At 60.7% G+C, this 16,289-nt stretch carries 12 protein-coding genes; 9 read left to right on the top strand and 3 right to left on the bottom strand.

The genetic code is table 11. From position 1 onward, the window contains the following. Positions 1-12: 12 nt before the first annotated feature. The 8 genes from GM415_RS16325 to pnp all read left to right on the top strand — a co-directional run bounded on the left by GM415_RS16325 (position 13) and on the right by pnp (position 8,635). Entirely contained in the window at positions 13-261 is a 249-nt protein-coding gene (locus tag GM415_RS16325; RefSeq protein ID WP_158950056.1) for a YlxR family protein, read from the top strand. Next, complete coding sequence (gene infB, locus GM415_RS16330; protein WP_158950058.1) at positions 262-3,132, top strand: translation initiation factor IF-2; 2,871 nt, start codon at positions 262-264, stop codon at positions 3,130-3,132. Between the two features lie 69 nt (positions 3,133-3,201). Continuing rightward, positions 3,202-3,495: a DUF503 domain-containing protein gene (locus tag GM415_RS16335; RefSeq protein WP_158950060.1), complete on the top strand. Its 294-nt coding sequence runs from the start codon at positions 3,202-3,204 to the stop codon at positions 3,493-3,495. A gap of 108 nt (positions 3,496-3,603) precedes the next feature. Next, on the top strand, positions 3,604-3,945 hold the full coding sequence (gene rbfA, locus GM415_RS16340) for a 30S ribosome-binding factor RbfA (protein WP_158950062.1): 342 nt from the start codon (positions 3,604-3,606) through the stop codon (positions 3,943-3,945). After that, positions 3,920-4,888: a DHH family phosphoesterase gene (locus GM415_RS16345; protein ID WP_158950064.1), complete on the top strand. Its 969-nt coding sequence runs from the start codon at positions 3,920-3,922 to the stop codon at positions 4,886-4,888. The genes rbfA and GM415_RS16345 overlap by 26 nt, the downstream gene beginning before the upstream one ends. Then, the gene (gene truB / locus GM415_RS16350; protein WP_158950066.1) at positions 4,889-5,830 is read left to right on the top strand and encodes a tRNA pseudouridine(55) synthase TruB; all 942 of its coding nucleotides are present in this window, start codon (positions 4,889-4,891) and stop codon (positions 5,828-5,830) included. Between the two features lie 60 nt (positions 5,831-5,890). Beyond that, the gene (gene rpsO / locus GM415_RS16355) at positions 5,891-6,160 is read left to right on the top strand and encodes a 30S ribosomal protein S15 (protein WP_158950068.1); all 270 of its coding nucleotides are present in this window, start codon (positions 5,891-5,893) and stop codon (positions 6,158-6,160) included. A 246-nt stretch (positions 6,161-6,406) separates the two neighbouring features. Then, a complete protein-coding gene (gene pnp, locus GM415_RS16360) occupies positions 6,407-8,635 on the top strand; it encodes a polyribonucleotide nucleotidyltransferase (protein ID WP_158950070.1) in 2,229 nt (742 codons plus the stop codon). 84 nt (positions 8,636-8,719) lie between these two features. Here the strand turns inward: pnp and GM415_RS16365 are convergent, their stop codons facing one another. Continuing rightward, complete coding sequence (locus tag GM415_RS16365) at positions 8,720-11,416, bottom strand: ATP-binding protein (RefSeq protein WP_242012284.1); 2,697 nt, start codon at positions 11,414-11,416, stop codon at positions 8,720-8,722. 288 nt (positions 11,417-11,704) lie between these two features. Here GM415_RS16365 and uxx1 point away from each other — a divergent pair, with 288 nt between their 5' ends. Beyond that, the gene (gene uxx1, locus GM415_RS16370) at positions 11,705-11,908 is read left to right on the top strand and encodes a UXX-star selenoprotein family 1 (protein WP_158950072.1); all 204 of its coding nucleotides are present in this window, start codon (positions 11,705-11,707) and stop codon (positions 11,906-11,908) included. Between the two features lie 132 nt (positions 11,909-12,040). On the opposite strand, the gene amrB is transcribed toward uxx1, so the two are convergent. Both amrB and GM415_RS16380 read right to left on the bottom strand, forming a co-directional pair. Next, complete coding sequence (amrB, locus tag GM415_RS16375; RefSeq protein ID WP_158950073.1) at positions 12,041-12,850, bottom strand: AmmeMemoRadiSam system protein B; 810 nt, start codon at positions 12,848-12,850, stop codon at positions 12,041-12,043. Positions 12,851-13,001: 151 nt separating this feature from the next. Continuing rightward, complete coding sequence (locus GM415_RS16380; RefSeq protein WP_242012285.1) at positions 13,002-16,115, bottom strand: tetratricopeptide repeat protein; 3,114 nt, start codon at positions 16,113-16,115, stop codon at positions 13,002-13,004. Between the last annotated feature and the right edge of the window lie 174 nt (positions 16,116-16,289).

Raw genomic sequence — 16,289 nt, forward strand, 5'->3', positions numbered from 1 at the left:
GGGAAGACGGCCATGGGCGGCACGGAAGCTGACAATGAACCTGTCCGCATGTGCGTCGTCTGCCGTAAGCGGTTCCCCAAGCGGGAGCTGACGCGGTACGTGTGCCCGGAATCACTGAGGGAGCTGACCGAAAACGGTCCGGTTCCCGACCCGGAACAAAAGCGACCGGGACGTGGATATTATGTATGCGTTCAGGCCGAATGCAGGGAACGCTTCCCGAAAATGATCATCGGCCTGATGAAGAAACGCAAGGGGGATTAAATGACGGCAAAGGTTCGGGTAGAAGACTTGGCTGCTGAGCTGGGGCTCAGCAACAAGGAAATAATTCAGCAACTCCGCGAGATCGGCGTTCAGGCCAAAAGCCAGAAGACCGTTGTCGAGGAGGAGGATGTCGACCGCCTCAAGGCGGAGATGAAACGAGGCGGCGCCAGCAAGGAAGTCCGTCGTGTAACCAGCTCCGGAGTGGTGGTTCGCCGCCGCCGGAAAAAGGCTCCCGCAGCCGAAGAGGCAGCGCCTGAGAAGGCAGCCGAGGCTCCTGTGGAAGACGAGACGGAAGAGGTGCGCGAAGCCAAAATGCCGGAACCGGTGGAAACCCCCGAGGTTCCGGAACCGGTAGCGGAAGAGCCCGTCGAGGCCAAACCCGCCAAGCCGGTCCGCAAGAGCGAACCTCAGGTCAAGATCATCAGGCCCGCCGTGGAAGAGCCCCAGGAGGCCGAGGTCCCCGCCCCGGAGCCCGAGGCCGTTCAGGAACCCCCTGTCCAAGAGGAAGCCAAGGCAGAGGAGGCCGCCCCCGAACCCGCCTCCGAACCTGAAGAGAAGGCACAGCCCGTCGAAGCGTCGGCCGAACCCGAGGCCCCGCAGAAAGAAGCTCCCGTGGAATCCGCCCCCGAGTCCACGGAGGAACCTGCCACGGAGGAGGCTCCCAAGCAGGAAAAGAAAAAGAAGCGGAAGAAAAAGGAGCCCGAGGCTCCCAAGGTCAAGATTATTTCCATGCCCGACCCCAACGAGGTCCGGGCTCGCGAGGCTGCCAAGAGTATGTCCCAGCCCGCCCGTAGCGGACGCCCCGGAGGCGGACGTCCCGGCGCAGGACGTCCCGGCGCAGGTCGCCCAGGCGCAGGCCGCCCGGGTGGCGGACGCCCCGGCGGAGGACGCCCCGCGGACGGCATGCCCGCAACGCAGCCGCCCGTGCCCGATGGTCGCAGCAAGAAAAAGAAAAAGGGCAAGGACCGCCGCGTGGTCGAGTTCTCCACTTCTGGAGGACGCGAACAGGGCCATTATGAAGAGGCTTTCGGCGGACAGGGACGCAAGGGACGCAAGCGGAAGGGACAGCGTCAGCAGCAGCCCATGCAGCAGCAGGCAGCGCCAATGAAGGCTGCCAAGCGCAAGATCAAATTCGACGAGGCCATCCGGCTTTCCGACATGGCCCACCAGATGGGCGTCAAGGCCCAGGACCTGATCAAGGCTCTGTTCGGCATGGGCGTCATGGCGACCATCAACCAGTCCCTGGACATCGACACCGCCTCCCTGCTCGCCGGAGAATTCGGCTATGAGGTGGAGAACGTGTCCTTTGACGAACAGGAATTCCTGGTTCCCACCGAAGCGGACAAGCAAGAGGATCTCAAGCCCCGTCCTCCGGTGGTCACCATCATGGGCCACGTCGACCACGGCAAGACCTCACTGCTCGACGCCATCCGTCTCTCCAACGTCACCGACGGCGAAGCGGGCGGCATCACCCAGCACATCGGCGCCTACCACGTTCAGACGAACCGTGGCGAAATCGTGTTCCTGGATACTCCGGGCCACGAAGCCTTCACCACCATGCGCATGCGCGGCGCCCAGGTCACCGACATCGTCATCCTGGTGGTCGCCGCCGACGACGGCGTCATGGACCAGACCCGTGAGGCCATCAGCCACTCCAAGGCTGCCGGCGTACCCATCGTGGTCGCAGTGAACAAAATCGACAAGGAAGGAGCCAACCCGGACAACGTCAAGCGCGAGCTTGCCGAACTGGAACTGGTTCCCGAGGAATGGGGCGGCGACACCATCTTCGCCCACGTCTCCGCCAAGCAGAAGATCGGCATCGACGAACTGCTTGAAATGGTCCTGCTCCAGGCCGAGGTCATGGAGCTCAAGGCCAATCCGGACAAGCCTGCGCGGGGTCACATCGTTGAAGCCCGCCTGGACAAGGGCCGGGGCCCGGTGGGCACAATGCTCATCGCCGAGGGCACCATCAAGCAGGGTGACTCGTTCGTCTCCGGCATCCACTTCGGCAAGGTCCGGGCCATGTTCGACGACCAGGGCAAGAAGCTCAAGTCCGCCGGACCGGCCATCCCTGTGGAAATCCAGGGATTCGACGGTCTGCCCGAAGCGGGCGACGAACTCTTCGTGGTCGAAGAGGAAAAGATGGCCCGCCGCATCGCCCAGTCCCGCGCCATGAAACAGCGCGAGAAGGAGCTTTCCTCCAAGGCCAAGGTCACCCTGGAGTCCTTCCTGGCCTCCAAGCCCAACGATCAGGCCCAGTCGCTCAACCTGGTGCTCAAGGCCGATGTGCAGGGCTCCCTGGAAGCGGTCACCGAGGCCCTCAACAAGCTCTCCACGGACGAGGTCAAGATCAGCGTGGTCCACGGCGGTGCCGGGGCCATCACCGAGTCCGACATCCTGCTGGCCAACGCGTCGGAGGCGATCATCATCGGCTTCAACGTGCGCCCGAACCTCAAGGTCAAGGAGATCGCCGAGCAGGAAGGCGTGGAAGTCCGCTTCTACGACATCATCTACAAGCTGGTGCAGGAAGTGAAGGACGCCATGTCCGGCATGCTCACCCCGGATCTGGAGGAAGTCTACCTCGGCCAGGCCGAAGTCCGGCAGACCTTCTCCGTACCCAAGGTCGGCACTATTGCCGGTTGTTTCGTCCCCGACGGCAAGATCGTGCGCGGCTCGTCCGTCCGCCTGCTCCGGGACGGCGTGGTCATCTACACCGGTGCCGTCTCCTCCCTGCGACGCGAGAAGGACGACGTCCGCGAAGTGGCCAAGGGCTACGAATGCGGTATCGGACTGGAGAAGTTCAACGACATCAAGTCCGGTGACATCATCGAGGCCTTCGAGGTCAAGGAAATCGCCCGCACCATCGACTAACATACCGAAAATCACGGGCGGCCCATTGCTTTAGTGGGCCGCCCGTCTTATTTTGAGGGGAATGCGGAGATGATCATCGGCGTCTTGACCCTGGAATTCCGGCTCCACGGCAACCACTCCCTGAAGGGGAAACGCAAGGTGGCCATGAGCCTGAAGCAGAAGCTCCGCAACAAGTTCAATGTGGCCGTGGCCGAGGTGGAGGCCATGGACGTGCACGACAAGCTGGTGCTGGGCGTGGTCACCACGGCGAACGAGACCCAACGGGTTGAGAGCAGGCTGTCCAAGGCATTGGCCATGGTCGAGGCCATCTCCCCTGCCGAATTGACGAAGTGCAATACGGAAATTTTCAGCGACAGCGACTAACTTACTGCAACAAGGCCCACTCGGAGTCTACCGCCCTTTCGGCGGCTGATCCCTGCAGGGTCCGCGAAGACAGCCCGCGAGGCGGGCTCTTCCAAAGGTGATACAGCCATGAAAGCATCCAGCTCCAGACGCGCCGTCCGCATGGGCGACCAGATCCTGCGCGAGGTGAGCACCCTCCTCGTGGAGGAGGCTCAGGACCCCCGCCTGCAATTGGTCACCCTCTCCGGCGTGCGCATGAACGCAAACCTGCGCATTGCGGAGATATTCTACACCGTCTCCGGAGACAGCGAACACCGCAAGGAAGTCCAGGCCGGACTTGAACGGGCTTCGGGTTTCCTGCGCTCCCGCATCAGCCGTATCCTGAAGCTTCAGTACGCACCGGAACTTCGCTTTGTTTTTGACGATTTTCTCGAGGACGTGGTCTATGGAAAGTCCCATCCGGCAGATTAGCCAGCTCCTGCAGGCCGAAGACGACTTCCTGGTCGTCTCCCATTACAACCCTGACGGCGACGCGATCGGGTCCACCTGCGCCATGGGGCATATTCTCAAGGCGTTGGACAAACAGTTCACTCTCTACAACACTACGGGCGTGCCCCAGCGGTACGACTTCGTGAACTGCCCGGCCCCGGTGGCCGAGGAACTGCCGGAGAAACTGCCCGCTTGGACCATCATCCTCGACTGCGGAGCGAAGGACCGCATCGGCGATGACCTGCTCGAACGGATCGAAGAGACCCGGGTCATCAACATCGACCATCACCTGGGCAACGGCGATTACGGCGAGTTCAACTGGGTGGACGTCCGTCAGCCCGCCGTGGGCGCCATGGTCGCCGAACTGGCCGAGAATCTCGAGGTGCCGCTGGTCGGCGGCCTGGCCGAATGCCTCTATCTGGCCGTGGCCACGGACACCGGCTTTTTCACCTACGGGTCCACCACGCCCGAATCCCTGGAACTGGCTGCGCGGATGCTCCGTCACGGCCTGGACATGCCGCGCATGAACCGGCTGATCACCAAGCAGTGGAGCGAGGAACGCCTGCGCCTCTGGACCGAAGTCATGAGCGGCGTGGAACTCTTCGCCGACAAACGCATCGCTCTGGGGACCATCACCCGTGAAGTGTTCGAACGCACTGGGACCACCAGCGAGGACACCGAGAACATCATCAACCACATCCGCCGCCTGAAGTCCGTGCGGGTGGCCGCCATCCTCCGCGAGGAAGGGCCGGACACCTACAAGTTCAGCCTGCGCTCCTACGGTGACGACAACGTCCAGGAGATCGCGGCCCGATTCGGCGGCGGCGGGCACAAGAACGCGGCGGGCGGATCCATTCAAGCCCCCATCGACGAGGCTTCCGCCCTGCTGGTGGATACCATTGCCGATGCGCTGGAGCTCAAATAAATGGGCCGACGCAGAAAAAAACGCAGCGCGGAACAGCTGGACGGCCTGCTTGTACTCAACAAGCCGTCAGGCCCGACCTCGGCGGACTGCCTCAACGACATCAAACACCAGCTCAAGCAGTTCAAGATAGGCCACGCCGGGACCTTGGACCCGATGGCTTCAGGTGTCCTTCTGGTCATGCTCGGCAACGCGACCAAGCTTGCTCCGTACCTCAGTGGCGCGACCAAAACCTACGCTGGCACGCTGAAGTTGGGGATGACGACAGACACACTTGATATTCAAGGAGAAGTCGTCTCCGAGGCCGAGGTAACGGCCACTGCCGAGGATGTCGAACGTGAAATTTTATTTTGGAAAGAGTTGACAGAGCAGGAAGTTCCTGCCTATTCGGCTGCCAAACACGAGGGTAAGCCGCTCTACGCCCTGGCCCGTGCGGGCGAGGAAGTACCGGTTAAGATCAAGCCCATTGTTATTTCTCATGTGGAAGTGCTGGACGTGAACATGCCCGAGGCATCGTTCAGGGTCAGTTGCTCCGCCGGTACCTACATACGTTCCCTGGTCCACAGCTTGGGGATACGAATGGGGTGCGGCGCGGTGCTGACCAGCCTGAACCGGGAGCAAAGCGAGCCCTTCGGACTCGACGGCGCTCACGATCTCGCGGACGTCCTGGAGCATCCGGCAACACTGCCGGACAAGGTGATCCCCATCAGGGACACCCTCCCCCACTGGCCCAGGTTCCAACTGACCGAACCACTCAGCGGACTCGTGAAGAACGGGGCCTGGCTGCCGGTCAACGATGAACCGGGAGAGCCCCTTGCGGGTCGCCTCGGCGATCAGGCCATGCTGCTTGATCAGGATGGCGAACCGATGGCGCTGGTGGAGGCGAAGCTTCAGGACGGAAAGCCCAAATGGGCCATTCTGCGCGGTCTCTGGGGACAGGGCTGAACGCCGACGGAACACGTCCCGCAAAAACGATAACAACACTCTAGCCAGGAGGATATTGCTGTGGCCATGACTGCTGAAGACAAGCAAAAGATTATTGACGAGTACAAGACCTGCGAAGGCGACACCGGCTCCCCCGAGGTCCAGATCGCCCTGCTCACCGCACGCATCCAGTACCTGTCCGACCACTTCAAGACCCACAAGAAGGACCACCACTCCCGCACCGGTCTGCTGAAGCTCGTCGGCCAGCGCCGCAAGATGCTCAAGTACCTCGCCAACAAGGACATCCAGCGCTACCGCGACCTGATCGCCAGGCTCGGTCTGCGCAAGTAGTTCTTTCACAATTGAATTCAAGGGGGAGACTTCGGTCTCCCCCACCCGTTTCGTCACTTTCTGCGGCAGTGCCGTCTTCAGGCAAGCCGTTTCCTCCTCTCGACGTTTAGTTGGCTGCGGAAGGCGCTTTTGGGACCGTTTGGTTCCAATTGCCCAAAAGCTCCTCCCCAAGCCGGCTAACCCTACACCGAGGGAACTTACGCAGGAAGTGATTCACCTATTACCTTACAAGGTAGGAAATCACTTATGACAATGATTCCTTTCGACGCGACCAGCGTCACCGCCACCATCGGCGACATGGACATCACCATCGAATCCGGGAAATACGCCCGCCAGGCCAGCGGCGCCGTGACCATCTCGTCCGGCAAGACCACTGTTCTGGTGACCGCCGTGACCCAGCCGCTGGAAATCGACCGGGGCTTCTTCCCGCTCACCTGCAACTACCAGGAAATGGCCTACGCCGCCGGCCGCGTGCCCGGTAACTACTTCCGCCGCGAAGGCCGTCCGTCCGAGCGTGAGACCCTGGTCTCCCGCCTTATCGACCGCCCCATTCGGCCCCTGTTCGCCGACGGTTTCGCCGACGAGGTTCAGATCATCGCCACGGTTCTGTCCGCTGACAAGCACGTCAACCCGGACGTCCTGGCCCTGACCGGCGCCTCCGCGGCCTGCCACATCTCCAAGATGCCCTTCCTCGGCCCCATCGTGGGTGCCCGCGTGGGTTACGTGGACAATGAGTTCGTCCTCTACCCCTCCTACAAGGGCATCGAGGAACGCTCCTCCCTCAACCTGGTCTTCGCCGCTACCCGCGACGCCATGGTCATGGTTGAAGGCGGCGGCAACTTCGTCAGCGAAGACCTGGTAGCCGACGCCCTGGCCTGGGGCCACGAGCAGGTCAAGCCGCTCTTCGACGCGCAGGACGAACTGCGTGAAAAGGTCGGCGTGCCCAAGATCGAAGTGGAAGCCCCCGAGAAGGACCAGGAGCTGGTCGACTTCCTGGGCGACTTCATCTCCGAGGATCTGGAGAAGGCCCTGACCACCCCCGAGAAGCTGGTCCGCTACGCCGCCAAGGATGCGGCCAAGGATAAGGCCAAGGAAGCCGTGGCCGAGAAGTTCCCCGAGGACGAAGCCAAGCTCAAGGGCGTCTCCGGCGTCATTGGCGACATGACCAAGAAGATCGTGCGTTCCCGCATCGTCAATGAGGGTCTTCGCATCGATGGCCGTGACACCACCACGGTCCGCCCGCTCTCCATCGAGACCGGCGTGCTGGCCCAGACCCACGGTTCCGTGCTCTTCCGCCGCGGCGAAACCAGCGCTCTGGCAGTGGCCACCCTGGGTTCCACCCGCGACGAGCAGCGCTACGACTCCCTGCTGGGCGACGCCACCAAGCGTTTCATGCTCCACTACAACTTCCCCCCGTACTGCGTGGGTGAAGCCCGCATGCTGCGCGGCACCTCCCGCCGCGAAGTGGGTCACGGAGCCCTGGCCGAACGCGCCATCACCCCGGTGCTGCCCGACCAGGACGAATTCCCGTTCACCATCCGCGTGGTCTCCGAGATCATGGAGTCCAACGGTTCCTCTTCCATGGCTTCGGTCTGCGGCGCCACCCTGTCCCTGATGGACGCGGGCGTGCCCATCGCCGAGCCTGTGGCCGGTATCGCCATGGGTCTGTGCAAGGAAGGCGACGAGTACTTCGTGCTGACCGACATCCTCGGTGACGAGGACGCCCTGGGCGATATGGACTTCAAAGTGGCCGGCACCCGTGACGGCATCACCGCCATCCAGATGGACATCAAGATCTCCGGCATTCCGCAGGACGTCCTGAAGAAGGCCCTGTACCAGGCCAAGGAAGCCCGTACCCACATCCTCGACCACATGGGAGAGGTGCTGGCCGCGCCCCGCGCCGAGCTTTCCGAGCTGGCCCCGCAGATGGCCGTTGTCCACATCGATCCCGAGAAGATTCGCTCCGTCATCGGACCCGGCGGCAAGAACATCAAGGCCATCACCGCCGAGACCGAGGCAGACATCGACATCGAGGATTCCGGCAAGATCTCCATCTTCGCCCCGACCATGGCATCCATGGAAAAGGCCAAGGAGATGGTCCTCTACTACGACCAGAAGCCCGAACCCGGAAAGAACTACAAGGGCATCGTGCGCAAGATCCTCGAGGTCGGCGCACTGGTCGAAATCCTGCCCGGCCAGGAAGGCATGCTGCACATCTCCCAGCTCGACTTCGATCGGGTGGAACGCGTCGAAGACGTCGTTCAGCTCGGCCAGGAAGTCATGGTCAAGTGCATCGCCCTGGAGCCCGGCGGACGCATCCGTCTCTCCCGCAAGGCGTGGCTGATGGAAGAAGCCGGCCAGGAAGTGAACCTGGACGACTTCAAGCGCCCGGCCCCGCGCGGCGGTGACCGTGGTGACCGTGGCGGACGCCGTAATGACCGTGGTCGTAACGATCGTGGCGGACGCCGGAGATAACCTCCGATACCCCGAATAATTGGACCGCCCGGTCCGGCTCATGCCGGACCGGGCGGTCTTTCTTTTGTTGATGTCTTTGCCGCTCTATTCGTTGCGGAGCAGCTTTTGATAGATCCTGCTGACCTTCTCGAAATCAACCGGCTTGGAAAGATAGGCGTCCATACCCGCCTCGAGGAAACGCTCTCTGTCGCCGACCATGGCGTGAGCCGTGACAGCGACGATGAGGGGATTTTCCTCACCCGGCTTTTCCACTTCCCGGATCCGCCTGGCGGTTTCGGTCCCGTCCATGCCGGGTAGCTGAATATCCATGAACACCAGATCAAAGGCCTCTTTTTCCACGGCCCGCACGGCGTCCCCGCCGTTATCCAGCGCAGTAACCGTGGCGCCCATGTTCTCCAACAGACGGGTCAGGGCAAGTCGACTGACGTAGTCGTCGTCGACAACCAGAATCCTGGCTTCAGCCTGAACTTTTTCCTTGGCCGGGGCTTGAGGAGAATGAACTTCTTCCGGCTCGCCCTGAGCAAGCGGAAGCAACAGATGAATGGTGGTGCCCACGCCCAGCTCGCTCTCCACCGACAAGGAGCCGTCCATGAGCTTGACCAGCCGCTTGACGATGCTCAGACCGAGTCCGGCCCCCTGGAACTCACGGGTAATGGAATAATCGCTCTGGGTGAACGGTTCGAAAACCGTTTCCAGCTTGTCCTCCGGAATGCCGATGCCCGTATCACTCACGACGAACAGCACCCTGCCTCCCGATACCGGTTCCGCGCTGATGGAAACCATCCCTTCTTCGGTGAACTTGAGGGCGTTGCCCACTAAATTGAAGAGGATCTGGCGTAGACGTAGTTCATCGCCCACAAGATATTCCGGGAGTTCTTCGTCAAAGTCCGCCTTGAGGATTATGCCCTGCTTTCCCGCCTGGATATGGAATATATCCTCCAGGGACTTGAAAAGCTGAGCAAGAGAGAAAACGCCTTCCCTGATCACCAACTTGCCGGACTCGATCCTGGAAAGGTCCAAAATGTCGCTGAGCAACCCGGTCAGTCGATGGCAGGATTGGATGGCGATGTCAGTGTACTCGCGCTGAACGTCGTCCTGCCCGGTTTCGGCCAACAATTGCAGCATGCCCATAATTCCGTTCAGCGGGGTCCGGATTTCATGGCTCATGTTGGCCAGAAACTCGGACTTCACCTGACTGGCGATCTCCGCCTGATTCTTGGCCGTGCGCAAGGCGGATTCCATCCGCATACGGTGAATGGCCATGGCAAAAAGGTTGGCCAGAGGCTGCAGGGCCTTGATGTCGCGCTCGGAGTAGTCGCGGCGACTGTTTGCCAGAGCGATCTGACCGTACAATTTTCCCTGGTACACCGCCGGGATTGAGAGGAATCGCTCAAGGGGCATATGTCCCCCGGGCACCCCCTTGGATGAAGAGTGATCGGACGGAGTGTTGGTAAAAAACGGCTTCAGCGTATTAAGGCAATATCCGTGCAGCCCTTCATAGCCATTTTTACCCCGGGAGAAGACAATCTGTTGATTGTCCACGGTCTTTACCTCCCCGCCCATTTCATAGGACAGGGTATGGCAGACGTTGTCACCCGAAGCAGGATCGATGGAAGAAACATAGCCGAACCGGCTCTCGCTGATCCGCAGGATATGCTTGTGCACGCGACTGGAAATACTTTCGATGGTCGCTTCCGGCTGAGTGAGAGCGCTCGCTATGTCCGCCGAGGCCTCATTGATCTCGGACTGGAAGAGCAACTCGTCCTCCGCCTTCTTGCGATCGATGAAATCCTCCAGGGTGGCAATGACCTCGGTGGGGGATTGACCGGGGTTGACCGGGTTGAAAACCACACGCAGATAAGTGGTCACGCCCCCGTTGACCGAGGTGTAGTAATCCTCGTACACGGACCTCTCCCCACCAAGCGCCTTGTTGATGGCATCGACCATTTCGCCATAGGACTGTTTGGCCGTGTTGAATCCGATTAGCTTATCGACAGGGCAGCCCATCATCTCGGCAAAACGGGCATTGCAGTCTAGGATCTCTCCATCGCTTGCGAAATGGATCATGCCCAAAGGCGAGTTGTCCAGAATGATGCGGTGGCGCTGCTCGCTCTTTCGCAACTGTGATTCGATCTGCTTCTGCCTGGCCAGAATCCGGTTCCGGCGCCTGTCGTTCCAGATGGAAAGAGCGAGCATGAGGCAGAGGACGGATTCTCCCACCAAAAACATGGTACTGTATCTGCGGAACGCTCCCTCGCCTGCGAGTTCGACGGCCTGATCATATTTCGTCAGCGGCACGGTCACGCTAATGCCACCTCGGATATCTCCTACCTTGTATCCCTGTTTGCCATGGCAGTAGAGACACCCTTCCTCGGTGATCATCGGACGCATGTAGAGAAGGACCGGCTTTCCGTCCAATACCGTTTCTTCGTGAAATTCCTCATCTCCGGTACGGAAGGTCTTCAGAGCCCGGGCTTCCCACTCCTTGGGAGCGTTTTCCGGGCGAAGCGGTTCAAGACTCGTGATGTGCGCCCTGATGCCGTTGTCGCGTTTGGTCATCCCATGAATCATACGCAGCATATAGGCCGGATTGACGAGCGTCAGTTTCAAGCCCGAGGTGGTGACGACATCCCTCTCAGGAACCTCCAGGTAGGGATTGGGCTGTAACACCTCAGAAATTCGGGCATAGAGCCCTCCGATTCTAGTGGCCCAACGGCGTGTCTCCAGATCGTTATCATGGGTAATCCGCGCTTCGACGAAGGCCTGCCGACGAAAATCCATGCGATGGTCCCGTTGCGAACTTTCATACAAATGAAACGCGAGCAGGCCCCACAACGTACTGACGACCAACCAGATTGCAATATGCTTCCAATAGGTACCCACGGCACTCCCCACAAAAGATTTTTCAAATATGACATAACGCGGAAAATATCTGCACGCGATGATTTTCGAAAAACTGGGAAACGTGACATGCGTCCGCCGCTCATCCAGACCTTTCACTCGTCCCCAGGCATTTCTGGACAGAAAGATCACCAGAATGATAACATGTTTCTAAACAGGAGAATACTCATGAGCGAAACCACGATATACGGCAAGCCGAATTGCCCACACACCAGGCGGGCCCTCGACGCCCACCCCGGAGCCCGGTTCGTGGACGTGCTGCTCTCCAAAGAAAATCTGGACGCCATGCTCGAATATTCCGAAGGCAAAAGGCGCATCCCGGTTATCGTCAAGGATGGCGAAGTTTCGATCGGCTACCTGAAAGGCTCCTGAAAGATCTGACCGTTCCGCAGGTTGCGGATCAACAAAGCCGGGACATGGTATCAGAAAAAACGGCGCCGACGAGCTGAAACCCGTCGGCGCCATATTCATTTACGCTCTCCCGCTCTAGCGGGGAACAAGCCCCTAAGAAACGAGCACCCCGGCGTAGCCGACGACCTGGTCATAGTCGCCGTAGATCTCGCCGGAGGTGGCATAGCTGACCACCTCGCCCGACGTGGCGCCCATCTCGAGGGCCGCGTACAATCCGGTAACCATGGGCAGGACCCCGCACATGGTAATGTTGTTCCTGCGGACCACGTCAAAGAGGCCGCGCGGATCGAGAGCGACCGCTGCCTCAAGAGCCAACGCATCCCGGGCCTTGGCCTCGTCATGCTGGATGTAATGGCTCATATCCGAACTGACCACGATGGACGCGGGACGCCCTAGTCCGGCCAAAACTTTCCCCAGAGCCTGCCCCACTCGCTTCAAATCCTCAAAGACATAGCCTGACACCGCTATGGGCACCACGACTGTTTCAGGATCGAGACGGCGCAGGAAAGGCAGAATCACCTCCAGGGAATGCTCTTCCAGGTGAGCCGCCGTGTCCGGGGTTAGCATGGGGTCGGCCTCAAGCAGGGTCTCGGCCAGGGCAGCATCCACGGAGACCGCACCGCCAGGAATGGCCCATCTACCCTTGGGCCAAAGCGCGAACCGGTCGCCCTTGCCAGTATGGTTGGGCCCGAGCATCACAATAGTCCGCGCCAGGTTTGCCGCGCCCAGCGTCCTTCCGCATACCGCGCCGGAAAAGACATACCCGGCATGGGGGACCATAGCCAGAAGCGTCTGCTCATCGCGCCTTGCTTCGGCAAGCCCGAGAAATCCGTCCACCATCCCGTTCAGGCGCTCCGGGTCGGCCTCGTAAAACCGTCCGGCAACTACCGGTTGTCTCTGCATAATCTTCACCTCTATGCGTGTGACAGAAAATTGATGTCCCGAACATACCACAACTTGCCGCTCTCCCCAACCCGCAGCGTACACATTCCGTGACGGCAAGCAGGTCTCCACAATAAGACATGGAAAACGCACAAGGCGAAAGAAGTGAAAGTTATTGGGGGGCCGGAGAATACTGCTGGACCTGCTGCTCCAGCGCATACGTGTCCAGGGCGGATTTGGCCAGTTGAGCCTGGAGTGAATCCGGCTTCTTCTCGATGATGTCGGTGAGCAATTGCTTCCATTCATCCATAGCCCCGGCCTTGCGGTAGATGCGGGCCAGCTTGAACCGGGTGGAAGCCCACTCCGGATTGTCCGGGGTGATGTACTTGTCGTACTCTCGAGCCCACTTGAGAGCTTCCTCGTATCGTCCTGAGCGTTCGGTGGCGTAGATAGACATCAGCACAGCGTCCTTGATCTTCTCGGGATCACCGTCCGTCTGGAGCAGGAGCGAAAGGGCCTCTTGGGAGTAGACGAAAACCTTGCGCAGATCCTGCCGCTCCATGGCAGCCTTGGCCATGTAGTACATGGCATAAGCGCGAAAAGCGGGCTCCACCGCCGTATCCTTGGCAAGTTCAGCCCACAGCACCTGGGCCTGATTATCCTCGCCGAGGTTTTGCAACGACATGGCCCGTGCGTAGTCCAACTGGCGGAGCTGAGCAGGCTTGAGCTTCCAGTTGTTCTTGGCCATGGCCACCAGGTCGGCGATATCCTTCCACGCCAACTGGTCGAGGTAGATGTTCACCGCAAGCCCGAGGGCTTCGTCGGAGATGCCGGGCATCTGCCGTTTAGTCAGGTAGGGCTTGATGATCTCCAGGGCTTTCTCGGGCTGGCCGACTTTCCAGTAGCTCAAGGCCACGTTGAGTCGGGTGCGCTCGTCCACCCGGGTGTCCTCCTGACCGATGAAGTCGTAGGTCTCCCAGTAGCGTACCACACGTCCGTAACGCTCCTCACCGACCATGCCGGGTACGGCCAGGGCAAAGACCGAATCTCCGAGCCGCCGTGCCCGATCGATGAGCGGGCTCTTGGGATATTTCTCGATGAAGTCCTGAGCTGCCGAGAGCGCTTCCGGGTACTTCTTGTTGTAGGCGTACCACATGGCCAGCTTGAGTTGGGCGATGGGAGCCAGCGGACTGTCCGGATGCCCCTCCACAATCTCTTTATAAATATTTTCCGGGCGCTTGTTATAGGGGCGGTTGAACACGGACGCCATATCGTCCATGGCGGGCGCATCGTAAATCCCCTCCTCTGCGAGCCGCATTTTCGCCACCAGCCCGCCTTCCTTGTCAGGGTAATCGGCGATGGTCTTTTCATAAATCTGCCGTGCGGCATCCTTCTGCCCCTGCCTGACGTAGACGTCACCCAAGCGGGCGAGCACCACGTCCGCCCCGTCCGCCTCCGGGTTCAGGTTGTAGTAGGTGAAGAAATGGTTCTTGGCCTGGGGCCACTTGGACAGTTTCATCTCCACGTTGCCCGCCAGGCGCAGGAACTGGGGGTTTTCCATATAGTAGTCGGGCCAGCGCTTATCGATGTAGTCCACGATCTGAAACGCCTGATCGACAAAGCCTGTCCGGTTCAGCGAATCGGCCAGATAAAAGGCGGCCTGCTTGACCAGTTCATGCTCGGGATAGGTCTGGATCAGGTACTGGAACTGGTCGGCAGCCTTCTTGTAATCGCCCTTCCTGTAGTAATACTCACCCCAATAGTAGCTGATGGACGGGATGTTGTTGTCGTCGGGATACTTCTCCTGAAGTATCTTGAAGTACGCCTTGGCCTCCGGGAAGTTGCCCACCTGGAGGTTGATGAGACCAAGGTTGAGCAGGGCGCGCGGCACCCGGTTGGAACGCAGGTTGGCGTTCATGGCCTCGAGGTAGGCCTGGGAAATTTCATCGAAGTAATCGGACAGCTCGTCCTTGTGGATCTCCTTCTTGATGTCCGCCACGGCGTAGAGGGTCTCCTCACGCACGTCGTCGGGCACGTCCGGCTGCTTGAGGATATCCTCGTACATGGGCAGGGCCTTGTCCAACGCGCCATTGAACATCAGCGACTGCGCTTCGTAGAGCTGACTGCGGATGGCCTCCTCACGCGCCTTGGCCTGGGCTGTGGCGTTGTCCATGCCCGGCGCTTCTGCGGTCGCGCCCTCTCCGGGAGCGGCGGCCGACTCCTGCCCCGTTGCGGGCGTGGCTGCCTCTCCTGTTTCAGCGGGGGGTGCCGTCGCTCCCTCATGTTGCGCCATCTGTTCCTGGACCGAAAGCTGCTGTCCGGCCTCTTCCGGGGTGGGTTCGGGCGGCGGTGCGCCCTGCACGACTGTGGGAGGGGTCGTCACGCCGCCACCGGCCTGCCCCTCTCCGCTGACAGCAACGGAAGACGACGGTGGCGTTACACCACCCCCAGCCTGCCCGTCGCCTGAAACTTCCGAAACCACCGCAGACGAAGGCGAGGCCACCGAGCCGCCGACCTGACCGGCTCCCTGCGTCGCCTGAGGCTCAATAGCGCTCGCGACACCTGCCGAGCCTGTGCCTGCCAGCTCTGCAAACTTCACTTCGTCGGCGGTCTTGTTCACCGCCTTGAAGCGCAGCTCACTTCCCTCAGGATACACGCCCTGATCCACTCCGGAGAGCTCCGGCTTGGAAATCGGTTGCACGGCCTGCGGCGCGGGCTGCACGGCTTGCGGCGAAGTAACAGGTCCACCGCTGGCGGAAGGCGTCTCCTGCGGAGTAGCCCCCGGAGGAGTCACCTGATTGCGAACGGAATAGGGAACGGCGAAGAAAGGCTTGTGCTGGCCGTCGTCGGCGGGCAGTTCGGTTTCTGCCGGCACGGCAGGCTGCTGCACCGCACCGGTGGACTCGGCCACCGCTGGCGGCTCGACGGCGGGAGCCGCCCCAGGCGCAGGAGCGGGAGCGGGCGTGAGTGCGGGCCCGGGTGTAGGTTTTGCCGGAGCGGCCTGTCTGGCGGGAGGAGCGTCCGGCGCCTTCCACCGAGCGCCGATGGGATCGCGAAAAATCTGGAGAACCAGTTGCGGTTTTCCCGGCACCGGGACCTTGATATAACCGAAAGCGTTGGTGCCCAGCGTCAATTCCAGGCCACCCGGAATCGTTTTCAGCCCCTTGACCAGCTTGCCCGGGTAATCCCTGCCGCTCGGCTTGGGCTCGGTGTCCCAGATGTCTGAGGGCAACCCCACGACCACGGATTCAGGACCGGTCCGGCGGACATCGACATCCGGCAACACACCTGAATCAAACGAAAAAGTTATCTTATCCGCATCGCCTTGCGACTGAAACGCAACCCGCAACGCAGCCGCCGGGGAAGGGATAAACCACCCGGCAAGCAAGGCCAGACAAAAGGCCCAGAGTGTCAATTTGGCGTTTTTTTCAGTCACGGCCAACAGTTATGCAAACGGCGT

The organism is Pseudodesulfovibrio cashew (assembly GCF_009762795.1).
Lineage (GTDB): Bacteria > Desulfobacterota > Desulfovibrionia > Desulfovibrionales > Desulfovibrionaceae > Pseudodesulfovibrio > Pseudodesulfovibrio cashew.